This window comes from Dermacoccus sp. PAMC28757, from assembly GCF_014302635.1.
Lineage (GTDB): Bacteria > Actinomycetota > Actinomycetes > Actinomycetales > Dermatophilaceae > Dermacoccus > Dermacoccus abyssi.
Genome location: NZ_CP060292.1, coordinates 123,714 through 144,552, shown reverse-complemented (window position 1 = coordinate 144,552; position 20,839 = coordinate 123,714). Strand labels below are relative to the sequence as shown.

Genomic DNA, 20,839 nt, shown 5'->3' with positions numbered 1-20,839 from the left:
GGTGGTCGAGTTTCAGCGTGTCGACGCCGAGCAGGCAGGCGGCCCGCGTCATGACCGCAAGGAGCTCCGTCTCCGGTGCGGCGGCCGCACGCCGTCCGAGGTGACGCCGGACGAACCGCCGCGTGAGCGGGCAGACGAGGGGATCGTCCAAGCCCGCGGCCAGCAGCAGATGCCGCCAGGTGAAGCCGCTCGACTGGCCGGTGACGGCACACCACGCTCCGCGCAGCAGCTCGTCCCGAGCGCGTTCGACGAGGTGGTCGGCGGCCCACACGTCGTAGTGGCGCAGCACCTCGGCAGCCTCGGCGATGACGTCGGCCTTGTACGGGGCGTCCTTCCGCGGCACGACCCGATGGCTCGTCAGAACCTCAGTGCGCCACCGCTCGGCCCCGAGCTCGTCCATCGCGCCCCGGAGGACGTCGAGGTCGCCGTCACCGAAGCGGTCGACGAACCTCGTGACGGCGTTCTCGACCGTGACGGAGGTGACGCGGGGCGTCATGATCGCGTCGATGACTGAGGAGGCGAGCCCGGCCCGTCGAGGTGCCGCGCGCCATTCGCGGGGGTCGCCTCGCTCCTGGCGGATGCCCGCCGCGAGCAGCAGGGCGTGCCAGTCGAGGTCGTCGTCCAGACAAGCTGAGGTGGCGTGGCGTGCGTCCGGGAGCGCTGGGCTGGTGCGGAGTTCATCCGGCTCGCTGCTCACCAGGACGAGGCGGGAAGTCTCGGTTCTCGGGTCCATGAAAAGGAGCGTGGCCCGAACTGACCAACCACGAAAGGGTCGCGTGGTGCGGCCTGTGGAAGGGCCCGCTCGAGCCGATCGAAGAGCGCGATTCCCGCGCTGCTTGTGGACACCGAGCCCGCAGTGCGCAGCCGCGCTGCGAAGAGTGAGTGTGCCCGGGGCGCATCACACAAAGGGGGGAACGGGAGCACGACCCCGGGCACGTCATTGAACGTACAACTACTTTTTCAGAATTTCTTCTCATGCGACCTGCCGCGGCCAAGGGTGGCCTCGCGCGGTGGGCGACGCCCTACTGTGGACGCATGAGCGCACCGAAAACGCCTCCCCACACGGGTGGCCGAGCACTGCGTGTCCTCGTCGTCGACGACGAGCCCGGGCTCGTCGACTCCCTCACTGCAGGTTTTCGCTTCCAGGGGTGGGACGCCGAGTCGGCGCCCACCGGGGAAGTGGCCGTCGCCAAGTGCCGCATCAGCGAACCCGATGTCGTCGTCCTCGACATCGGTCTTCCCGACATCGACGGCTTCGAGGTGCTCGCTCGGCTGCGTGCGCTCAACCCCGAGGTCGGCGTCATCTTCCTCACGGCGCGGGACGGCGTCGACGATCGCGTTGCCGGCATCCGCCAGGGTGGTGACGACTACCTGACGAAGCCCTTCAGCCTCGAAGAGGTCATCGTGCGAGCCGAGGCTCTCGTGCGCCGTCGCGGCCTCACCGCAGCGGCGCAGGGCGATCACCTCGCCGTCGACGACCTCGTCATCAACACCTCCACCTTCGAGGTGGAGCGTGCGGGCGTGCCCATCAAGCTCACCGCCACGGAATTCGCGCTCGCCCGCCACCTCGCTGAGAACGCCCGTCGGGTGTGCTCCAAGCAAGAGCTGCTCTCGGCCGTCTGGGGTGAGGACTTCGCCGGCGGCGAGCACGTCGTCGAGCTCTACATCTCGTATCTGCGCAAGAAGATCGATGCCGACGGGCTCCCGCTCATCCGCACCGTGCGGGGCATCGGGTACACGATGCGTCCGGGCGCATGAGAGCACTGCGCAGCTTCTTGCCGCGCACCCTCGAGCGTCGCATCGTCACGCTCATCGTCCTTCTGGCGCTCTGCGTGACGGCTGTCGGCACCAGCGTGTCCGTACTCGTCACCCGCACGGTCTTGCACGACTCCATGGACAGGCAGTTGCGTACGGCGGTGTCCCATCCCCAGGCGAGCGTGCAAGAACTCGCGTCCGAACTGCCGGGCGGAAGCCTCGCGTTGTGGCAGACCGGCGACGACGTCGACATCGCGGCCGTCGGTGAGGACCGCACGGTCACTGCGGCCGATCGCGACGAACTCGGGCGTCTCGTGCAGGGGCCGCCGGGGCTTCACTCGGTCACGTTCCCCGACCGGGACGAGATGCGCGTGCTGGTCGCCGTAACACCCGAACGGCGGGTTCTCGTCGCGACCTCCGACGAGACGACCGAGCGTGACCTCGCCAAGCTGGGACTCTTCGAAGGGGTCGTGTGGCTTCTCGCGGGCGTCCTGGCCGCCGGCGTCGGAGCCCTCGGAACGCGTCGGCTCACGCGGCCCCTGCGGGAGATCGCGGCCACGACGTCGGACATGGCGGCCACACCGGTCGGCTCGGTGACGGACGCCGTGCGCCGACGCGTCCCCGAGGGGGAATCGAGTGTCGAGGAGGTCGATGCGGTTGCTCGCTCGGTCAACAACCTCCTCGAGCAGGTCGAGGAGGCTCTGCGACGGCGCGACGAGGGGGAGGCCACCCGGCGCGCCTTCCTCGCTGACGTCAGTCACGAACTCCGGACGCCCATCGCCGTCGTCCGCTCGCACGCGGAACTGTCGGGTTCGATCGTCGACGACTACTACGCGAACATGTCGCACGTGTGGCCTGCACGCCTGGAGCCCGGCGAGAAACTCACTCCGGCCGAGGCCGATGAACTCTTCGCGGCCATCACGGCGCTCGCCCCGGAGGGCAACCAGCTGCGTCCATCGCTCGAGCGCATCGAACGCGAGGGGCGGCGCATGGGCCGGCTCGTTGACGACCTGCTCGTTCTGGCGCGCGTCGAGGACGAGCGTCAACTGGACGACGCGGAGGTCGACGTCACGTTCATCGCCCTCGAAGCACTCTCCGACGCCACGCTGCTCGCGCCGGAACACCGGTGGGCGTTCCACGCCGGTGACGAGCCCGCCGTCGTCGTCGGTGACGAGGCGAGCGTGCGTCGTGTCGTGACGAACCTCGTCGCCAATGCTCGGCGGCACACGCCGGCCGGCACCGACGTCGGTGTCACGGTCGACGTGCGAGACGGTGGAGTCGTGGTGCGGGTGGAGGACAACGGTCCGGGCCTGCCCGAAGCCGTGGCCGCCTCTCCCGGAAAGAGATTCGGTAACCGCGACCGCACGAGCGCGACGAGTTCGGGGCTCGGTCTGGCCATCACGACGGCCCTCATGGAATCCGTCGGCGGGCGCCTCACTTTCGATTCGAGCCCGGACGGCCTCACCGTCGAGGCCTGGTTCCCCAACGAGCGTCCGCGCTCAGACCAGCGCGCGCCCGAGCGCCATGCCGACGAGAACCGCAGAAACGCAGACGAGCACTGACGCGAGGACGTAGGCCAGAGCCGTCACGCCGCGGCGCTCGCGCACCAAGCCGATCGCTTCGACGCTGGCCGTCGAGAACGTCGTGAACCCGCCGCACACCCCTGTGACGACGAAGGCGGTCACCGTAGCGCTCGTGTTCAGTGCCGCGACGAGGCCGATCACGAACGAGCCGACCACGTTGATGCACAACGTGGCGATCGGCCAGGTGCGGCGGGAGCGCAGCTTGATCTCGCCGTCGGTCACCGAACGCAGCACCGCGCCGAGCGCGCCGCCCAGAGCAACGAAAAGCGCCGTCATGCCCGCCGCCTCGAGGTGGCGGCAGCGCCGACGACGGCGCCGAACGCGGCGGCGAGGAGACCGCTCGTCACGTGGAGCGCGGCCCAGCCCACCCCGACGCCGAAGCCCCTGTCGAGCGTCACGGTGTCGTGCGCGAAGGTGCTGTACGTCGTGAAGGCACCACAGAACCCGGTGCCGAGGACGAGGCGTACGGAGCGGCGTGTCCCGGTGTCGGGTCCGCTGCGGGTCAGCGCTTCGAGCAGACAACCGAGCACGAAGGCACCCGCGATGTTGACGACGAACGTCGCCCACGCAACGTCACCGTCGGCGTGGGGCAGCGCCTCGGCGACGCCGAAGCGGGCCGCCGCGCCGAGCGCCCCACCGAGCGCCACGAGAGCCACCGCGCGTGGATGGCGGTGGGCGGGGCGGGCGTCGTCGGGCATCGTGGGTCAGCGTAGAACGTCCATGACGGTGCGCGGGCGTGGACACGAACGAGCGGCCCGACGCGCACCGTGCGCGCTCGGGCCGCTCCCTCAGACGATCGGTGCCGTCACTTGGCGTACGAGACGATGACCGACGGGCGCGGGAAGGCGTCCGTGTGCGGCCACGTGCTCGTGGGCTTCTCGAACGTGGCGTCGTCCGTCTCACCCGGGTGCTGAACGGCGGTGAAGACCGACAGCTGGTCGGGGGAGACGAGCGGGCCACAGGTCTCGGCGCCGAAGGGCACGGTGAGGAACTGCTGCACGCGTCCGCGCTCAGGGCCCTCGGTGGGCACCCGGAAGAGGCCGTCGTTCGAGCCGAGGACGTTGCCGTCCGTGGAGATCCACAGGTTGCCCTCGGCGTCGAAGGCGACGTTGTCCGGGCACGAGATCGGGCTGACCTGCTCCTTCGGGAAGCCCGCGAAGTAGGTCTCCTGCGCGGCCGGGTCGCCGCAGATGAGCATGAGATCCCACGTGAACGACGTCGCCGTCTTGCGGCCCTTCTCGGTGATTTCGAGGACGTAGCCGTTGCGGTTGCCCGACTTCGCCGTCAGCGGCGCACCGAGCGACTCGCGCACCATCGACGTGCCGAGCGGGTTCGCCTCGTCCGTCGTGAACTTCTTGCCACGGTCGGAGTTGTTCGTCAGCGCGCAGTAGACCTTGCCGTTGACCGGGTTCGGCTCGATGTCCTCGGGGCGGTCCATCTTCGTCGGGCCCACCTTGTCGGCGGCGACGCGCGTGTGGATGAGCACCTCGGCGACGCTCATGCCCGGCACGTAGGACTTTCGGTCGCTCGTGAGCGGGATCCAGGTGCCGGTGCCGTCGTGGAGGCCGTCAGCGGTGCCGTCACCGGTGAACTTACCGACGTAGAGGGTGCCGGCCGACAGCAGCGCCTTGTTGTGGCGGCGCGAGTGCGGCGAACGGTCGCGGCGGTAGCGGTCGCGCGAGACGAACTTGTAGATGTACTCGCCCTTCTCGTCGTCACCGGTGTAGGCGACGACGCGGCCGTCCTCGGCGATCGTGACGTTGCAGCCCTCGTGCTTGAGGCGCCCCAGCATCGTGTGCTTGACCGGCGGCGCGCTCGGGTCGAGCGGGTCGAGTTCGACGACCCAGCCGAAGCGGTTCGGCTCGTTCGGGGCCTTCGTCAGGTCGAAGCGCTCGTCGACGTCCTTCCAGCCCTTGCCCTTGCCGTTGATGCCGTAGCGCGCGTACGCAGCGGACTGCGTCGAGTCGAGCGAACCGGAGGCGTCGAAGTAGCCGTGGAAGTTCTCCTCACCGTGCAGGGTCGTACCCCACGGCGTCGTGCCACCGGAGCAGTTGGCGAACGTTCCGAGGATCGTGCGGCCTCGCGGGTCGGCCTTCGTGCGCAGCATCGGGTGGCCTGCGGCGGGGCCGTCGACCTGGTGCGGCGTGGACGCCGTGACGCGACGGTTGTAGCGCGAGCGGCGCGGGTCGACCGTGTGCCACGAACCCTTCTTGCGGCCCTTCTCGATGGCGACGACGGCGAGGCCGTGGGCAGCCATCTCGACCTTCTTCTTCGTCAGCTCGTCCATGCCTGCGGGGAACATGAGCTCCGGGTCGGTGTACTCGTGGTTGACCGACAGCAGAGCGCGGCGGCCGTCGAGCGGGATGAGACCGACGTAGTCATTGTTGTAGCCGAACTGCTGGGCCTGAGCCTCCGGCGTCTGCTTGTAGGCGTTGAACCTGGGCGCGCGTGCCGTCACCGGGTCACCCCAGCGGATGACGACGTCGTGCGTGAACTCGGGAGCGTTGACGACGTCGTCCTTGCGGTTGGGCGCGACGGAGGTGAACTCCGTCGTTCCGACCTTCTTCGGACCACGGTGGCCATGGCCGTGGCCGTGCCCCTTGCCGCCTGCTGCGGCCGGCGAGGCCGCGAGGCCGCCGAGAACCATCGTTCCGGCCGTGGCTTTGAGCACCGAGCGGCGAGCGATGGCGCGACGGGCGAGCGTCGCGAACTCCTCGTTCTCCGACGTGTTCGGCGTCGGGGCGTCGCACTGGTTCGCGCAGCGGTACTCACACGTCTTGTAGCTGCGCGAGCCGTGACGAGTGTTGACGAGGGGAAGCAGCTTCGGGCTCACGGGAGACTCCTGGTGCGTTCGGAAATGGGGCGAGGGCCAGGGGCATCCGCAGACGCCCACGGGGAGCGATCCTGTGGCGTGCAAGCGCTCGGCAAGCGACGTGAGAGCAGACGTGAGGTGAACTGCGCCAAAGCATTCCGTGACTGAGGTTCGCCTAAGACGTGAACCTGAGCGCCTGTCGTGGCAGGGTGGCGAGCATGGACGAAAACCAGCAGGGCGGGCTCGCCGAGCGGCCCGTCGAAGACACCGAATCCGCACGTCAGAACGGTGAGGACGGCGCATCGCCCGACAAGGGCTGGATGGCTGTCGTCACCGATGGGTGCGACGAATGCGGCTTCTCCCCGGACTTCGACGTCCAGACGACCGGGAAGCGCGTTCGCGCGACCATCCCCAAGTGGGAGGCCGTGCTCGACCGCCTCGACGCGCCGCGTCGTCCGGCTCCGGACGTGTGGTCACCGCTCGAGTACGCCTGCCACGTACGTGACATCAACGCGCTGTACCGCGGCCGCCTCGACCTCATGCTCGCGCAGGACGACCCGACGTTCCCGAACTGGGATCCGGATACGGTGGCCGTCGATTCGCGCTACGGCGAGGACGACCCGCAGGGTGTGGCCGAGGCCTACCGCCGTGAGGCGACGCAGACGGCCGACCAGTGGGACGCCGTCAGGGACGATGAGTGGGGTCGGCGAGGCCTGCGGGACAACGGTTCGACCTTCACCGTGGCGACGTTGGCTGTCTACTTCCTCCACGACCTCGAGCATCACCTCAAGGACGTGAGCGCCTGACGGAGGCGTGCTGCGTTCGCCCTACAGGCAGGCGGACGCTCGAACGAGAACGTGAGGAGGCGACGGGAACCGGGCGGTTCCCGTCGCCTCCTCACGTTGGTTCGGCTCGTGACGACGAGCTGATCCGCGGCGATCAGCCGTTGACGCGCGCCCACAGCCGCGGGTAGCGACGCTTCATCTCCTCGTCGTCGTCGAAGTCGAACTCCTCGCCGAGGTCGGGTTCGTCGGGGATGTCGCGATGCAGCGGCATCTGTTCGCCCGTGACCTCCTCGTAGGCGACGAAGGGCGCGCCTTCGAGTTCCTCGCACTCGTAGGCGTTCTCGTCGATCTCGCCGTCGGGCACGAGATCAACGAGCGAATCAGGATCGTCGATGACGGCGTCGAACGCTTCCCTGCCTTGGAGGATGAGCCAACTGCGGAAGTAGTCGAAGCTGTCGTCGCTGCATCCGCCGAGCAGGAGCGAGATGGCGCCCCAGACGTCCCACGAATAGGCGTCGTGCATGAGTTCGCGATGGCGCAACCACGCGTCGGCGATCTCGTCGGCGCCGTGCTCGGCGAGCGCGGTGACGAAGGCGTCGGCCTTCTCGTCGCAGTCGCCGTCCGGCACGGCGTCACGTGCCTGTTCGATGAGTTCCCAGTACTGCGTCCGGTCCATCGTGTGCTCCCGAGTCGAGGCTTTTCAACAGGCTACGACCGCGCTCGTGCCCGTGGGAAGAGGGTGAGGTGACAGCTCGGTCTCGACTTTGGCGCTGGGTCTGACGGCTTCAGCCGCACGCTGCGGCCGGAGCGTGGGCGTGCTCGTGGTCGAGGAGAAAACGCTTGGCTTCCTCGCCCCCGAGGTAGTTGCCGTAACCGCCGTCGCTACGCACGACGCGGTGGCACGGCAACACGATGGGCAGCGGGTTGGTGGCGCACGCCGAACCGACGGCGCGCACCGCCTTGGGGCGCCCCGCGTTCGTCGCCACCTGCGCGTAACTCGCGGTGGTGCCGTACGGGATGTCGGCGAGCTTGCTCTGTACCTCCCGCCGGAACGGTGCGCTCGACAGGCGCAGGTCGATGCGCGTCTCGAAGTTCGAGCGCACGCCCGCGAAGTACTCATCGAGCTGACGGCGCAGATCGTCGGCCGGCGCTGCGGCCCGCAGGGTGCGGCGTCCGACGCGCTCCCCGAGGCTCTCGAGCACGACGTCGAACCCTTCGCGCTCGAACGCCACGCGCACCAGGGCATCGTCGGCGAGGGCGAGCAGCAGGGTGCCGACGGGCGAGTCGTGAGTGCACCAGACGATGTCGACGTCGCCCGAGCCACTCGCCGCGAGACGGGTGGCGAGCCTCTCGGTGTCATGGGTTTGCGCGAAGGCCGCGAGGCGCTCCTCGAAAGCGGTTTCTGCCGGTGTGGATGTCATCGGGACTCCTCGGTGGGCGTGTCGGACGGCACGAGGCGAGCTCGCAGGGCGGCGACGGCGTCGGAGCCGCAGCGTCGCGCAGCAGCCGGGCTGCAATCGAGTTCGGCTGCAATCCCACCGAAACTCCACCCCGCCACGTACCGGTGGACGATGACGAACCGTTGCCGCGGCGTGAGCGTCACGACGTGCTCCCACACCTCGTCCGGGAGCGCGAGCTCGTCGGCGCCCGGAGCGTGGTCGCGACCCAGCACCCCGAGGAGGTCGGCGTCGTCGATCGGCTGCTCTCGTCGACGGCCACGCAGGACGTCGATGCAGCGTCGACCGGCGACCCGCACGAGCCACGCCTCGACGTTCGCTACCCCGTCGAAGGGGTAGGCCCTGAGCGCCGAGACGAAGGTCTCCTGCCACGCGTCTTCGGCGTCGGGGCCGGGGCCCAGGACCGAGGCGCACACGGCGAGCACCGTCGAGGAGTGGGCCTCGACGATCTCGTGGAAGAGCGGTTGGTTCGTCATCACCGGGTAGTCGCGCGACGGGGCCGAAGTGTGAGGTCGCGGCGGAAAGAAAGGTTCGACACGGCGGACGGAGCGATCAGAACAGGCGCGTGGCGCGCTGTTCGTCGCTCTCCTCGTGGGCGAGCAGCCACCGTTTGCGCTCCAGCCCACCCGCGAAGCCGGTGAGCGAACCGTCGGATCCTACGACGCGGTGGCACGGCACGACGACGGAGACCGGGTTGTGCCCCACGGCCTGCCCCACACCCTGGGCGAGCCCCGGCGTGAGTTCACCGTCGTCGCTCAGGGCTGCGGCGATGGCGCCGTACGTCGAGGTGCTTCCCGGTTCGATGAGGAGCAACTGCTGCCACACGCGCTGCTGGAACGTGGTGCCCACCGGCGCGAGCGGCAGGTCGAACGTCAGGCGGTCGCCGGAGAAGTACTCACTCAGCTGTCGCGAGCCCTCCGTGAGGACGTCGTCGCCGGTGCCCGTGACGTCGTCGCCGAACCACGCGGTCTCCGGCTGGTACTTCTGGCCGTCGAAGTAGGCGCCGACAACGGCGTCGGCGCTCGCGCCGAGGAGCAGATCGCCGAGCGGCGTCGTGATGCGGGTGTGCCGGCGCGAGGGGCTCATTGGCGCTCCTCGATGGCGCCGGGCGGAGTCGGATCGCCGCCTGCCGCCCGCTCGCCGTGGAAGCGCTCCCACGGAAGCCACTTCCGCTCGAGTGCCGCCTCCGCGTCGATTCCGGCGCGCCCGGCGAAGACGAGCACCATGGCGAGCACGTCGGCGACCTCGCCCTCGAGGTCGGTGCGCAACTCGTCCGGGCTCTTGCCGCGGTTGCGCCCCTGACCACTCAGCGCGAGGTGCGCCTGGGCGAGTTCGCCGACCTCCTCGGTGAGTTTGAGTAGCGTCCACTCGGGCGAGCGCTCGACGCCGTAGTAGTCGCCGTAGCCCGCCGACACGCGTTCGAGGCGCTCACTCCACTCACCGAGTTCCATGCCGTCATGCAATCACGCGGAACCGACAAGGCCGGCCCCGTCAGCCGAGGGCGAGTTGGAAGGCGTCCTCGGACCGCTTGTCGAACAGGACGAATCGGACGAGGTCGACGTTCTCGCACGACGCTGCCTGGACGGTACGCACGGCGACGCGAGCGACCTCGTGGACGTCCCAGCCGTACACGCCGGCGCTGATGGCGGGGAAGGCGACGGACCGGCAGCCTGCCTCGTCGGCCACCTGCAGCGATTCGCGGAAGCACGACTCGAGCAGCGCCGGGTCGGTCTGGCCGGCGTGACGGTTCGGGCCGACCGTGTGAACGACGTGACGCGCCGGCATCCGACCGGCCCCCGTGATGACGGCTCGGCCCGTCGGGAGGCCGTCCGGGTAGTCGCTCGCACGCACCCGCCTGCACTCCGCGAGGAGGTCGGGACCGGCTGCGGCATGGATCGCTCCGTCGACACCGCCACCCCCGAGCAGGCTCGAATTGGCGGCGTTGACGACGGCGTCGACGTCCTCCGTCGTGATGTCGCCCAGGGTGATCTCGATGCGTGGTGTGGCCATGGGTTCATCGTGCGCCTGACGGGGTGGTCGTCGTCAACAGTGCGTTGCCCGAGGCGGGTGCGCGAAGGTGATCTGCGCGACACCGGAGAGGGTCGCTGAGAGGCTCGTCACGCGGGTAGCGTGGCAGGGTTGACGTATGGGGTGAGAACCCCGTGAGAGCGAGGGGCGAACGATGACGAACGAATCGGTGTGGGCGGGTTCCTACGCCCCGGGTGTGCCGCTGCACCTCGACTACGGCACCGAGACGCTCGTCGAGCAGTTCGAGCGCGCCGCACGCAAGTTCAGCGACCGCCCCGCCATCGACTTCATGGGGCAGGTGACCTCGTACGGCGATCTCGCCCGTGACGTCCACCGCGTCGCCGCGGCCCTCGTCGAGATGGGTGTCGAAGCCGGTGACCGCGTCGCCGTGCTCCTTCCCGGCTGCCCCCAGAACATCGTGGCGACGCAGGCGATCATGCGCATCGGCGCCGTCGCCGTGCAGCACAACCCGCTCTACACCCAGGACGAGCTCAAGGCGCCGTTCGCCGATCACGGCGCGCGCATCGTCATCGCGTGGGACAAGATCACGCCGATGATCACCGACCTCGCGCAGACCACCGACATCGACACCATCATCTCCGTCGACGTGACGAAGGCGCTGCCGCTCGCGAAGCGCCTTGCGCTGCGCCTGCCGGTCGCGAAGGCGCGCGCCTCCCGCGAGAAGCTCACCGGCCCCGCGCCCGACGGCGTCATGGCCTGGGAGAACCTGCTCACGTACGGCGACCTGCCGATCTGGCACCCGCGCCCGAGCAAGGACGACGCCGCCGTCATGCTCTACACCTCGGGCACGAGCGGAACGCCGAAGGGTGTGCCGCTCACGCACGCGAACCTCGTGGCCAACTGCCTGCAGGGCAAGGCGTGGGCGCAGCTCGAGGACGGGCGCGAGACGTTCCTCGTCGTGCTGCCGATGTTCCACGCCTACGGCCTGACGATCTCGGTGCTCGCCGGCATCAACCTGGGCGCGTGCCTGCTCGTGCTGCCGGCGCCGGAGGTGCCGCTCATCGTCGAAGCCATCAAGCGCCGCACCCCGACGTTCGCTCCCGGAGTTCCGCCGCTGTACGGGAAGATCATCGAGGAGGCCGAGAAGCGCGGGGTGAGCCTCAAGGGCATCCGCATCGGTCTGTCGGGTGCGATGTCGCTTCCCGTCGACCTCGTCGAGCGTTGGGAGCAGGCCACCGGCGGCCACCTCATCGAGGGCTACGGCCTGACGGAGACGAGCCCCGTCGTCGTCGGCAACCCGATCTCCGCCGACCGCCGCGCCGGCTCGATCGGAGTGCCGTTCCCCGACGTCGAGATCCGCCTCGCCGACCCCGAGGACGTGACGAAGGACGCCCCCGCCGAGGGCCCGGGCGAACTGCTCGTGCGCGGACCCCAGGTGTTCGGCGGCTACTTCGGCCGCGCCGAGGAGACGCGTCAGGCGTTCCACGACGGCTTCTTCCGCACCGGCGACGTCGTCGAGATGGGCGCGGGCGGCTACCTCACCGTTGTCGACCGCATCAAGGAAATGATCGTCACCGGCGGATTCAACGTGTACCCGAGCGAGGTCGAGGGCGCCCTGCGTCAGCACGATTCGGTCGAGGACGTTGCCGTCGTCGGCATGCCTGCTTCGGGTGGTGGCGAGGACGTCGTCGCGGCCGTCGTCTTGGCGGAGGGGCACAGCGATGTCGACACGAAAGCGCTGCGCAGTCACGTCAAGCAGACCCTCACCGCGTACAAGGCACCCCGCCGCTTCGTCGTCGTCGACGAACTGCCGACGAACCAGATGGGCAAGGTCCAGCGCCGCGACGTGGCCAAGCTCGTCGAGGAGAAGGAAAAGGCTGCCGACGCTCGTTGAGCCGGTGATCAGGTGCGGCGCGCGATGACGACAGCCTGAGGCTCGCGCTCGCCGCCGACTGCCGGACGCTCGAGCCGTGCGATCACCTCGAGCCCTACCTCCTCGAGCGCAGCTGACATGTCGTCCGGCGTACGCAGGTACCGAGTGAGGACGATGTCGTGGCCCCGTTGTCGGTAGGCGCCCGAGGCGTCGCGTTCGCCCTCGCCCGCCTGGAAGGCGACGAGGACGCACCCGCCGGCGCGCGTCACCCGCGCGAGCTCGGCGAGCATCGTCGGCAGGTCGCTGTCGGGGTTGTGGATCGTCGAGTACCAGCTGAACGCTCCGTCGAACGACGCAGTGTCGTGGGGGAGCGCGGTCAGCGTCCCGACGCGCGTGGTGAACTGCGCGTGATCACGGTGCGCTCGACGAATCATGGCCGGTGACAGGTCGACGCCCTCGACGTCGGCTCCGAACCGGGCGAGCAGCGGCAGCATCCGGCCAGCTCCGCAGCCTGCGTCGAGCACCCGCGGGCGCGCACCGTCAGCGCTGGTGAGCAGACTGACGAAGTGCTCGATCATGGCCACGTCGACCGGCTGCTCGGCCTCAGTGGCGCGGAAGTGATCGGCGTAGAGGTCGGCCACGTCGTCGTAGGCGGCCCGTACGCCGTGCTCTTTTGAGGTCACGCGAGCGAGGGTAGCGAGCGTTGGGCAGACTTCGGTGCGGTTGGGCCGAGGCGGGCACTGCCCAGCCGCAGGTGAGTCTGCCCAACGCCACGCGAAACCTCTGAACACGCGCCGCGGGCCCGCCCACCGAACAGGTGAGCGGGCCCGCGTCAGGCGAAGCGTGGGCGATCAGACGCCGGCCAGCTTCTTGCCGTCGCCGAGGTCCTCGCCATCGGCTTCGGCGTTCGCGACGTCGTGCGCGTGGAACGGCAGCTCGTCGTGGTCGAGATCCGGGTTGTCGTGCTGGGTCTCGACGAGCTCCTTGGCCTCTTCCTCGCTACCGACCGTCGGCATCGAACCGGGCAGCGGCCTGCGCGCCGACTCCTTCATGCCGATGAGGGCGATACCGCCGAGGACGGCGAAGAACATCGTGTAGAGCGCCGGCGACGCCTTGCTGCCCGTCAGCTTGACGAGGGACTCACTGATCGTCGGGGCGGTGCCGCCGAAGAGCGAGACGGCGATGTTGTACGACAGGGCCATGCCGCCGAAACGCGATGCCGTCGGGAACAGCGCCGGAAGCGTCGAAGCCGACATGGCGACGTAGAACGTCACGGAGAACGCCAGCATGAGCATCGAGAGCCACACGAGGCTCTTGTTCTCCATCATGAGGTACGCGGGGTAGGTGAACACCAGGGTGGAGATGATGGCGATCCAGTACACCGGCTTGCGGCCGATCTTGTCCGACAGCTTCCCCACGAAGGGGACGGCCAGGGACAAGGCGATGAGGGCCGGGATCGTCGCGGTCGCGGCGCCGAGTGTCGTGTAGTCGTGGTTGGACTCGAGATACCCGGGCATGTACGACGTGAGCGAGTAGCCCGCCGTGTTCGTGGCGCCGACCAGGGCCATCGCGATGAGCAGGGGGCGCCAGTGGTGCTTGACGATGCCGATGAGGCCGAGCTGCGTCTGCGACTCGTCGACCTCGTCGTGCTTCTCCGCGGCCGCGTTGGCCGCCTGCGTCGATTCGAAGGTCGGGGACTCCTCGATCTTCATTCGGAACCACAGAGCCAGCAGGCCGAACGGGATAGCGAGCAGGAACGGCACACGCCAACCCCAGTCGAGCATTGCGTCGTCGCCGACGCCGAAGCTCAGGGCGGCCACGACGGCGGCACCGATGGCGAAACCGAGGTAGGAGCCGGTGTCGAGGAAGCTCGCGAGGTAGCCGCGCTTCTTGTCGGGGGAGTACTCGGCGACGAAGGTCGTCGCGCCGGAGTACTCACCACCGGTGGAGAAGCCCTGGACCATCTTCAGGACGATGAGCGCTGCGAACGCCCACCAGCCGGCTGTGGCGAAGGACGGCAGGAGCCCGATGAGGCCGGTGCCGAGCGACATCGCGATCATCGTGATGGCGAGCGTCTTCTGGCGGCCGATCTTGTCGCCGAGCGGCCCGAAGAAGATGCCGCCGAAGGGGCGAGCGAGGAAGCTCACCGCGAAGACGGCGTACGTGATGATCATGCCGGTGGTCTGGTCGGTGGTCTGCGGCTGGAACACCTTCGTCATCGTGGCGGCGAGGTAGCCGTAGATGCCGAAGTCGTACCACTCCATGAGGTTGCCCATGGTGGCGCCGGAGATGGCCTTCTTGAGGGGGCCCTTCTCGACGACGGTGACGTGGTTGACCTCGAGTTCGGGGTGTGCGCCGTGTGGTCCGTCCCCCACGGACCCGGCTGCTTGGCGGACGTCAGACATCGTTCCTCCTGCGCACACGCGGCGGACGAACCCGAACCGGGGCGCTGGGATAGCGAGCATTATTCGTTTGAGCGACCGTCAAGCAAACCGGCGGGGTTGCATCTTGTCCATTCGAAATGGCCTGCGAGGGCGCGAAATTCGTAGCGAGTCCCGCGAGCGACCCAAGGATGCCAACGCAATTCGTGAGTGGTGTGAAGTGCCACACACATAGAGCGACGATGCATCTTTTCGGGTCGATCGAGCGACCGATTCCTCGGCCGACGACGTTCCGGGTGTTCACCGGCCGTGGCGGTGAGTGACCTGCTTCACTCGCGGTTGTTACCCTTGGCCGATTTCGCGAGAGCGCGGGCTCATGGGCGCGCCCTCGGGGTCGCCGATTTCCACTGTCTACAGGAGCCACCATGTCCACGAGCGTCGATTCGCCGCCCCCGATGCCAGGAGGCGAAGGGAGCCTGCCCGGCGGGGCCGGCGACAACGACCTGCGCCGCGACCTCAAGGCGCGCCACCTCAACATGATCGCCATCGGTGGCGCCATCGGAACGGGCCTGTTCCTCGCCTCCGCCGGCTCGATCAAGGACGCCGGACCCGGCGGCGCGCTCGTCGCCTACGCCGTCATCGGTTTCATGGTGTGGCTGCTCATGCAGAGCCTCGGTGAGATGTCGACGTACCTGCCCCTGGCCAACTCCTTCGAGGCCTACGGCACGCGCTTCGCCAGCCCCAGCTTCGGCTTCGCGCAGGGATGGAACTACTGGATCAACTGGGCCGTGACGGTGGCCGCCGAGATCGCGGCGGCCGGCATCATCGTCAGTTATTGGTGGCCGGACGTCGACCAGAGGTTGGTCGCCATGGTCTTCTTCGCGGTGCTGTTCACGATCAACGCCGTGAGCGTCAAGGCATTCGGGGAGAGCGAGTTCCTCTTCTCCTCGATCAAGGTCCTCACCGTGCTCGTCTTCCTCGTCGTCGGGGTGCTCATGATTTTCGGCATCATGACCGACGCCCCCGGCACGAAGAACTGGACGACGGGTGACGCGCCGTTCGTCGGGGGCTTCACCGGCCTCATCAGCATTTTCATGATCGCGGGGTTCAGCTTCCAGGGCACCGAGATGATCGGTGTTGCCGCGGGCGAGGCCGACGAACCGGAGAAGACGATCCCCAAGGCGATCCGAGCGGTCTTCTTCCGCATCCTGCTCTTCTACGTCGGCGCCTTCATCGTCATCGGCTTCCTCCTGCCCTACACCGACCCGAAGCTCGCGAAGTCTGCCGACGGCGACATCACGGCGTCCCCGTTCACCCTCATCTTCGAGAAGGCCGGCGTCGTGGGCGCAGCGAGCGTCATGAACGCCGTCATTCTCACGGCGATCCTTTCCGCCGGCTCGTCCGGCCTCTATGTGTCGACGCGCATGCTGTACTCGCTCGCGCAGTCCGGCAAGGCGCCCAAGATCTTCCTGCGCACGAACAAGCGGCACGTGCCGATGCTGGCTCTCCTCGCAACGGCCGGTGTGGCGCTGGCCTGCTACGGCCTCAGCCTCGCGTCGGAGGATGCCTACACCTGGCTGGTCAATGCCTCCGGTCTCGCCGGATTCATCACGTGGTGCGGCATCGCATGGAGTCACCTGAAGTTCCGCCGCGCGTACGTGGCCCAGGGCGGCGACATCGCCGACCTTCCGTTCCGCGCAAAGTGGTTCCCCCTCGGACCCATCGTGGCGCTCGTCATGTGCGCCGTCGTCATCGTTCTGCAGAACTCGGATCTGATCTTCGAGGGAACCGTGGAGCCGGGCGGTCTGCTCGAGAGCTACATCTTCCTGCCGATCTTCCTGGCCGTGTGGGCGGGCCACAAGCTCGTCACGAAGTCGAAGAAGGTCGAGCCCCTGGAGGCCGATCTCACGCGTACGCGCAACCACGACTGACGCCTCCGGTGACCACGAGACCCTCGCCTTCGGGCGGGGGTCTCGTGCATGTGGGGCGGTTGCGATCGGCCCACGCACACCCCTGCGATGTCATCCTGCGCGCGATCGTCGTGCTCGACTCGTGCACGGACGGCAGCGACACCGTCGTGCGCGCCGATACCCAGGCGTGGCACCAGGCGGGGCGTGCCGCACTCGAATCGATCACCGTCATGGCCGGTGGTGTCGGGTTGGCGCGCGCCATTGGGAACGCGCGAGCGCTCGCACTTCATGCCGGGGCGGGTCACGAACCCGACACACTCTGGCTGGCCTCCACCGACGCCGACACCCTCGTGCCCGGCCACTGGATCTCAACGCATCTTTGCGCTGCCCGAGCCGGTGAGGACGCGCTCGTCGGCACCGTCGAACCGGACGCGACGCTGCCGCTGCACGATCGTGCCCTGTGGCTCGAGCGACACCACCTCGTCGAAGACCACCCCCATGTCCACGGTGCGAACCTGGGGGTACGGGCCTCGGCCTACCTCGCCGTCGGCGGGTACCGCGCTCTGACCCTGCACGAGGACGCCGATCTCGTCGGCCGCCTGCGCGCGGCACCCGGGGTGCGTGTTCGTGCGACCGACGCGCACCGGGTGGTGACGTCGAGTCGGCTCGAGGCACGCGCGAGCGGTGGGTTCGCGACCTACCTGAAGAACCTCACACGGGGGGTCTCATGATGCGCATCGCTGTCCTCGCGACGAACCGCAACCCGCTGGTCGCCCCGTTCGCCGGAGGCCGGGAGGCACTCACCGCCGCCCTCGTCGGGGGTTTTCGTCGACGCGGTCATCACGTCGTCCTGCACGCTGCGCCGGGAACTCCCGCTTCGCTGGCCGACGAGGTGATCACCTACCCCGAGCTGCCACGCCTATCGGAGGTGGCGGCGCTCGACCCCCAGGTGCCGGAGGCGCCCTTCCTCGCCGATCACACACGGATTTCGGGCAGCGCGCCCGGACTGCGGGGGTGTCAATGGCATGGGTCGGGGGAGCCCACGTGGTGCATCAATGGCATCCGAGCGTGATGCCGCCCGTCCACCACCTCGTCGACATCGTGCGCAACGCAGGCGTGTATCGCGAGCGGTGGGGGCCTGGCCGATGGAGGGGTGGCCGGCGCAGTTCGCTGCGAGCGGCTACGTCGTGTGGAGCGATGCGTCGCTGGAACTCACCGACGCAGGCCGTGCCGCTGCGGCGCAGGCGCGCTCGTAGATCGCGGCGTGAGCGCGAGCGATGTCGAGCCGCTGGGCTCTTCGCTGCTGCGCGGCGGCGCCGGGCGGTCGGGGCTGCGCCAAAGCGCGGGCGACGGCGTCTGCGACCGTGCGGGGGTCGAGCCCGCCGTCTGCACCGAGAGGGTAGAGCGTGGGCTCGTGTTGCTCTCGGTAGAAGCCGATGTCGGGGGCGACGACGCGTACGCCGAGGTCGTGACACATCTCGATCCATCCCGAGTGGGTGCCCCACCGGTAGGGCATGAGGCTGACGTCGAGCGAGCGCAGGTGGGCGTGGAGGGCAGCGTCGTCGTACGGCTCGTGAAGAACGAGATCGATGCGCCCTGCGGCGGCCAGCTCGTGCGCCAACCGGGAGACCTCGGGGTCGTGACTGGGATCCCGCAGGTCGTCCGTGACGGCGTGCATGGTGACGACGGGGTCGGCGAACTCACTCACGAGAGCGAGGGCGTGCAACGCTCCGAGAGCATCGACATTGGCTCGCAAACTTTTGAGGTGCACACCCACGCGCGGACGGGGCGTCGCGGGTACGAACGGGGCGCCCTCTGTTCGTGACAGGTCATCCAGCTCGACGATGTGAGGGTGCGCGACGACGTGCGCTTTTCTCCCCCAACGTTTCTCGATGACGTCTCGAGCACCCTCGGTCAGAGTCACCACGGCGTCCGCTGACGGCACGAGCACGTCCAGCCGCTCGAGTTGAACGCGCTCGTCGGGGATGTGCGGATTGACCAGATCGTGCACGGTGACGACCAGTGCCTTCCCGTGTTCGCGCAACTCGCGCACCACCCGGGCCAGTGCGTGTGGAGTGAACGACTCGAACCCGAAGTGGATGTGCAGGACGTCGAAGTCCGTAGCGTTTCGTGCGACCCAGCCCGGTTGGAGCATCCGCGGCGGCCACCAGCGCACACTGCCGTCCTCACCGACCACGGGTGGGTCGGCGAGGCGCAGGACACGGCGACCGGCATCGGCCTCGTCACCGGGCGGTGGCGCGAGGTGACGGACGTAGGGGTGGTCGGCCGGAACGGAGGCCACCCGCAGGGCTGCAGGTGGCCGTTCTCCGCAGATCACGAGGCGCGCAGATCCTCGTACTCGGGGTGCTTGCTGATCCACGAGTCGACGTACGGGCAGGTGGGCTGCACCTTCTTGCCGCCGGCGCGGATGTCGTCGAGCGCGAACTTGACGATCTGGCCCGCGAAACCGCGGCCTGCGAACTGCTCGGGGACGACGGTGTGCGGCATGTCGACGACGTCGCCGGACTCGCGGTAGTCGGCGATGCCGACGAGCTCGCCGTCGAGGAAGCCCTCAAAGCGGCCGGTCTCGGCGTTCTTCTGGACGGAGATGACATCACTCATGCCCCCACCCTGCCACGCGCAGGCTGCGTTGATGGTGGCTCTCGCTAGGGTGAACGCAGCGACCCGCCGCTCGCCGACGAGCCCTGCCCCACAGGAGGACACCCCGTGCCCAGCACCCTCGATCTGCTCACCGCCCTCATCGACGGTTCGACGAGCCGTTCCGAGGAGCGCGAAGTGCTCGACATCCTGCGCTCCGCGCCCGCCGCCGAGCTCGACGAGGCCATGGAGAAGCTCGACACCGTCGAGTTGTTCGACAGCGTCGACAACCGGCTCATCGGCCGCGATCACCGGGACGACCTCGTGCAGCTTCTGGCCTACGAGCGTCGTGACGACCTCGGCCTGCACGCGCAGGCGTCGATCATCCGCGGTATGCAGGAGGGCCACACGGACGAGGTCATGGAAGCGGCGATCCGCGACATCCTGCTCTCGCACGCGGGCAACGACCTGTCGCACCTGAAGAACGCGATCAACCTCGCGAAGGGCCGCCACGACCTCGAGGGCCTCGTGTTCTCCGACGTCGACGACGAGGGCATCCGCGAGGAGATCCTCGCCCACTTCGCGGCGAGCTCGTCGCTCGACGGGGAGCGTCAGGCGAAGGCGTTGTCGGACATCGACGACACGGCGCTGGCGAAGATCCACGAGGACCGCTACCCGAAGGGCAGCGTCATCCCCGGCGTGCTCGAGTTCTACGAGGCACTCGACCTGGGCCCGCGCGACGAGCCGATCTCGCGGGGCGACCTCACCTTCGTCACGGCGCGACCCTCGGATGCGCTCGGGCTCATGAAGGGCCACAGCCGCGAGACGCTGACGAAGGCCGGGCTGGCCGACATGTCGATCATGACCGGCAGCATCTTCAACCTCGCGACGCACGACTCGATGGCGGCCAAGAAGGTCGAGAACATCGACCACTACGCCAAGCTCTACCCCGAGTACGACCTCGTCTTCATCGGCGACTCGGGCCAGGGTGACATCGCCGTGGGTGAGGCCATCGTCGAGGCGCACGGCGACGTCGTGCGGGCCGTGTTCATCCACGACGTCGTCGCGATGGCTCCGGCTGAACGAGAGAAATTGGCCGCGAAGAACATCTGGGTGGTCGACACGTACGTGGGCGCCGCGGCGAAGGCGCACGAGCTCGGGCTTGTCTCGCCGGCGGGTGTGAAGCGGGTGATCGCGGAGACGAATCGACTGCTCGACGAGATGGCTTGGGAGACACCGGAGCAGGAGCAGACGATTCGGTCGCTCGTCCAGCGCGACGCTGCCGCAGCAGGTCTCTGACACCTGGAACATACCGATCCGTTGGCAAAATGCATCGAATCGGTATGTGCCGGAGCGTTACAGAACGTTCACCTGTGTTCGGGGTGTTGACCTTTAAAGCGTTGCCCGAAGGTGGCACGGTAGAGGGCATGAGCCTGGAAGAGTCGCTTCTCCTCGTCGTGAGCTCGGTGATCGTGATGTTCGTCCTGATCTTCGTGCTGGCGACTGTGGAGGAGCGGATGTTCGACGCGGTGCTCGTCTCACCCGACGAGGACGAGGCCGTGGATGCCACAGCCGACACCGTGACAGAACTCAGTCGCGCGGCGTAACACCGCCGCTGTCCAGCGCGCCCGGCCCGTTCTCGGCCCAGGCGCGTGAACCGATCGATCGCTGTGCGCACCCGCGTCGGCGATCGGTC

General features: G+C 68.5%; 22 protein-coding genes. 9 read left to right on the top strand and 13 right to left on the bottom strand.

Annotation, left to right across the window (positions count from 1 at the left end):
- Positions 1-1,035 precede the first annotated feature (1,035 nt).
- Positions 1,036-1,758, top strand: coding sequence for a response regulator transcription factor (locus H7F30_RS00660; RefSeq protein WP_047311104.1), 723 nt, complete (start codon positions 1,036-1,038; stop codon positions 1,756-1,758).
- The gene (locus H7F30_RS00655) at positions 1,755-3,317 is read left to right on the top strand and encodes a cell wall metabolism sensor histidine kinase WalK (RefSeq protein ID WP_187036094.1); all 1,563 of its coding nucleotides are present in this window, start codon (positions 1,755-1,757) and stop codon (positions 3,315-3,317) included. Before H7F30_RS00660 ends, H7F30_RS00655 begins: the two co-directional genes overlap by 4 nt.
- Here H7F30_RS00655 and crcB read toward each other — a convergent pair.
- From crcB to H7F30_RS00640, 3 genes are all read right to left on the bottom strand, one after another.
- On the bottom strand, positions 3,255-3,614 hold the full coding sequence (gene crcB, locus H7F30_RS00650) for a fluoride efflux transporter CrcB (RefSeq protein ID WP_187036093.1): 360 nt from the start codon (positions 3,612-3,614) through the stop codon (positions 3,255-3,257). The genes H7F30_RS00655 and crcB overlap by 63 nt on opposite strands.
- The gene (locus tag H7F30_RS00645) at positions 3,611-4,036 is read right to left on the bottom strand and encodes a CrcB family protein (RefSeq protein ID WP_187036090.1); all 426 of its coding nucleotides are present in this window, start codon (positions 4,034-4,036) and stop codon (positions 3,611-3,613) included. Before H7F30_RS00645 ends, crcB begins: the two co-directional genes overlap by 4 nt.
- 107 nt (positions 4,037-4,143) lie before the next feature.
- Positions 4,144-6,171, bottom strand: a complete 2,028-nt coding sequence (locus H7F30_RS00640) for a PhoX family phosphatase (protein WP_187036088.1) — start codon at positions 6,169-6,171, stop codon at positions 4,144-4,146.
- A 197-nt stretch (positions 6,172-6,368) separates the two neighbouring features.
- On the opposite strand from H7F30_RS00640, the gene H7F30_RS00635 reads away from it, so the two are divergent.
- Positions 6,369-6,956, top strand: a complete 588-nt coding sequence (locus H7F30_RS00635; RefSeq protein WP_129664041.1) for a DinB family protein — start codon at positions 6,369-6,371, stop codon at positions 6,954-6,956.
- Positions 6,957-7,089: 133 nt separating this feature from the next.
- Here H7F30_RS00635 and H7F30_RS00630 read toward each other — a convergent pair whose 3' ends face one another.
- From H7F30_RS00630 to H7F30_RS00605, 6 genes are all read right to left on the bottom strand, one after another.
- The gene (locus H7F30_RS00630) at positions 7,090-7,611 is read right to left on the bottom strand and encodes a DUF4240 domain-containing protein (protein WP_129664043.1); all 522 of its coding nucleotides are present in this window, start codon (positions 7,609-7,611) and stop codon (positions 7,090-7,092) included.
- Between the two features lie 109 nt (positions 7,612-7,720).
- Positions 7,721-8,356, bottom strand: coding sequence for a methylated-DNA--[protein]-cysteine S-methyltransferase (locus tag H7F30_RS00625; protein ID WP_187036086.1), 636 nt, complete (start codon positions 8,354-8,356; stop codon positions 7,721-7,723).
- The gene (locus tag H7F30_RS00620) at positions 8,353-8,868 is read right to left on the bottom strand and encodes an RNA polymerase sigma factor (protein WP_187036084.1); all 516 of its coding nucleotides are present in this window, start codon (positions 8,866-8,868) and stop codon (positions 8,353-8,355) included. Before H7F30_RS00620 ends, H7F30_RS00625 begins: the two co-directional genes overlap by 4 nt.
- 76 nt (positions 8,869-8,944) lie before the next feature.
- On the bottom strand, positions 8,945-9,478 hold the full coding sequence (locus H7F30_RS00615; protein ID WP_187036081.1) for a methylated-DNA--[protein]-cysteine S-methyltransferase: 534 nt from the start codon (positions 9,476-9,478) through the stop codon (positions 8,945-8,947).
- Positions 9,475-9,843: a MazG nucleotide pyrophosphohydrolase domain-containing protein gene (locus H7F30_RS00610; protein WP_187036080.1), complete on the bottom strand. Its 369-nt coding sequence runs from the start codon at positions 9,841-9,843 to the stop codon at positions 9,475-9,477. The genes H7F30_RS00615 and H7F30_RS00610 overlap by 4 nt, the downstream gene beginning before the upstream one ends.
- Before the next feature lie 40 nt (positions 9,844-9,883).
- Positions 9,884-10,402 carry an O-acetyl-ADP-ribose deacetylase gene (locus H7F30_RS00605; protein WP_187036078.1) on the bottom strand — a complete coding sequence of 173 codons (519 nt, stop codon included), beginning with the start codon at positions 10,400-10,402 and terminating at the stop codon, positions 9,884-9,886.
- Between the two features lie 172 nt (positions 10,403-10,574).
- Between H7F30_RS00605 and H7F30_RS00600 the strand changes: the two genes are divergently transcribed.
- A complete protein-coding gene (locus H7F30_RS00600; protein ID WP_047310528.1) occupies positions 10,575-12,275 on the top strand; it encodes a long-chain-fatty-acid--CoA ligase in 1,701 nt (566 codons plus the stop codon).
- Between the two features lie 8 nt (positions 12,276-12,283).
- Here the strand turns inward: H7F30_RS00600 and H7F30_RS00595 are convergent, their stop codons facing one another.
- Both H7F30_RS00595 and H7F30_RS00590 read right to left on the bottom strand, forming a co-directional pair.
- Positions 12,284-12,937, bottom strand: coding sequence for a class I SAM-dependent methyltransferase (locus H7F30_RS00595; RefSeq protein ID WP_255464905.1), 654 nt, complete (start codon positions 12,935-12,937; stop codon positions 12,284-12,286).
- A 168-nt stretch (positions 12,938-13,105) separates the two neighbouring features.
- Positions 13,106-14,659, bottom strand: coding sequence for an MFS transporter (locus tag H7F30_RS00590; protein ID WP_187036076.1), 1,554 nt, complete (start codon positions 14,657-14,659; stop codon positions 13,106-13,108).
- Between the two features lie 431 nt (positions 14,660-15,090).
- Here H7F30_RS00590 and H7F30_RS00585 point away from each other — a divergent pair, with 431 nt between their 5' ends.
- From H7F30_RS00585 to H7F30_RS00575, 3 genes are read left to right on the top strand one after another with little or no spacing between them, the layout of a single operon-like run.
- The gene (locus H7F30_RS00585) at positions 15,091-16,566 is read left to right on the top strand and encodes an amino acid permease (RefSeq protein ID WP_255465023.1); all 1,476 of its coding nucleotides are present in this window, start codon (positions 15,091-15,093) and stop codon (positions 16,564-16,566) included.
- Positions 16,567-16,616: 50 nt separating this feature from the next.
- The gene (locus tag H7F30_RS00580; protein ID WP_370563205.1) at positions 16,617-17,276 is read left to right on the top strand and encodes a glycosyltransferase family 2 protein; all 660 of its coding nucleotides are present in this window, start codon (positions 16,617-16,619) and stop codon (positions 17,274-17,276) included.
- A complete protein-coding gene (locus tag H7F30_RS00575; RefSeq protein WP_187036073.1) occupies positions 17,273-17,617 on the top strand; it encodes a hypothetical protein in 345 nt (114 codons plus the stop codon). Before H7F30_RS00580 ends, H7F30_RS00575 begins: the two co-directional genes overlap by 4 nt.
- A 108-nt stretch (positions 17,618-17,725) precedes the next feature.
- Here H7F30_RS00575 and H7F30_RS00570 read toward each other — a convergent pair whose 3' ends face one another.
- A complete protein-coding gene (locus H7F30_RS00570; RefSeq protein WP_187036070.1) occupies positions 17,726-18,847 on the bottom strand; it encodes a glycosyltransferase in 1,122 nt (373 codons plus the stop codon).
- Between the two features lie 32 nt (positions 18,848-18,879).
- Positions 18,880-19,167 (bottom strand): GNAT family N-acetyltransferase, encoded by a 288-nt coding sequence (locus H7F30_RS00565; protein WP_047310523.1) that lies wholly within the window; start codon positions 19,165-19,167, stop codon positions 18,880-18,882.
- Positions 19,168-19,272: 105 nt separating this feature from the next.
- Between H7F30_RS00565 and H7F30_RS00560 the strand changes: the two genes are divergently transcribed.
- Both H7F30_RS00560 and H7F30_RS00555 read left to right on the top strand, forming a co-directional pair.
- Complete coding sequence (locus H7F30_RS00560; RefSeq protein WP_187036069.1) at positions 19,273-20,442, top strand: phosphatase domain-containing protein; 1,170 nt, start codon at positions 19,273-19,275, stop codon at positions 20,440-20,442.
- A 74-nt stretch (positions 20,443-20,516) separates the two neighbouring features.
- Positions 20,517-20,750, top strand: a complete 234-nt coding sequence (locus H7F30_RS00555; RefSeq protein WP_047310521.1) for a hypothetical protein — start codon at positions 20,517-20,519, stop codon at positions 20,748-20,750.
- Positions 20,751-20,839: the final 89 nt, after the last annotated feature.

What these genes read in the sequence shown, in the direction of transcription:
- H7F30_RS00660 (WP_047311104.1), top strand. Translation starts at nt 1,036, where the DNA reads ATGAGCGCACCGAAAACGCCTCCCCACACGGGTGGCCGAGCACTGCGT.
- H7F30_RS00655 (WP_187036094.1), top strand. Translation starts at nt 1,755, where the DNA reads ATGAGAGCACTGCGCAGCTTCTTGCCGCGCACCCTCGAGCGTCGCATC.
- crcB (WP_187036093.1), bottom strand. Translation starts at nt 3,614, where the DNA reads ATGACGGCGCTTTTCGTTGCTCTGGGCGGCGCGCTCGGCGCGGTGCTG.
- H7F30_RS00645 (WP_187036090.1), bottom strand. Translation starts at nt 4,036, where the DNA reads ATGCCCGACGACGCCCGCCCCGCCCACCGCCATCCACGCGCGGTGGCT.
- H7F30_RS00635 (WP_129664041.1), top strand. Translation starts at nt 6,369, where the DNA reads ATGGACGAAAACCAGCAGGGCGGGCTCGCCGAGCGGCCCGTCGAAGAC.
- H7F30_RS00630 (WP_129664043.1), bottom strand. Translation starts at nt 7,611, where the DNA reads ATGGACCGGACGCAGTACTGGGAACTCATCGAACAGGCACGTGACGCC.
- H7F30_RS00625 (WP_187036086.1), bottom strand. Translation starts at nt 8,356, where the DNA reads ATGACATCCACACCGGCAGAAACCGCTTTCGAGGAGCGCCTCGCGGCC.
- H7F30_RS00620 (WP_187036084.1), bottom strand. Translation starts at nt 8,868, where the DNA reads ATGACGAACCAACCGCTCTTCCACGAGATCGTCGAGGCCCACTCCTCG.
- H7F30_RS00615 (WP_187036081.1), bottom strand. Translation starts at nt 9,478, where the DNA reads ATGAGCCCCTCGCGCCGGCACACCCGCATCACGACGCCGCTCGGCGAT.
- H7F30_RS00610 (WP_187036080.1), bottom strand. Translation starts at nt 9,843, where the DNA reads ATGGAACTCGGTGAGTGGAGTGAGCGCCTCGAACGCGTGTCGGCGGGC.
- H7F30_RS00605 (WP_187036078.1), bottom strand. Translation starts at nt 10,402, where the DNA reads ATGGCCACACCACGCATCGAGATCACCCTGGGCGACATCACGACGGAG.
- H7F30_RS00600 (WP_047310528.1), top strand. Translation starts at nt 10,575, where the DNA reads ATGACGAACGAATCGGTGTGGGCGGGTTCCTACGCCCCGGGTGTGCCG.
- H7F30_RS00590 (WP_187036076.1), bottom strand. Translation starts at nt 14,659, where the DNA reads ATGTCTGACGTCCGCCAAGCAGCCGGGTCCGTGGGGGACGGACCACAC.
- H7F30_RS00585 (WP_255465023.1), top strand. Translation starts at nt 15,091, where the DNA reads ATGCCAGGAGGCGAAGGGAGCCTGCCCGGCGGGGCCGGCGACAACGAC.
- H7F30_RS00575 (WP_187036073.1), top strand. Translation starts at nt 17,273, where the DNA reads ATGATGCGCATCGCTGTCCTCGCGACGAACCGCAACCCGCTGGTCGCC.
- H7F30_RS00565 (WP_047310523.1), bottom strand. Translation starts at nt 19,167, where the DNA reads ATGAGTGATGTCATCTCCGTCCAGAAGAACGCCGAGACCGGCCGCTTT.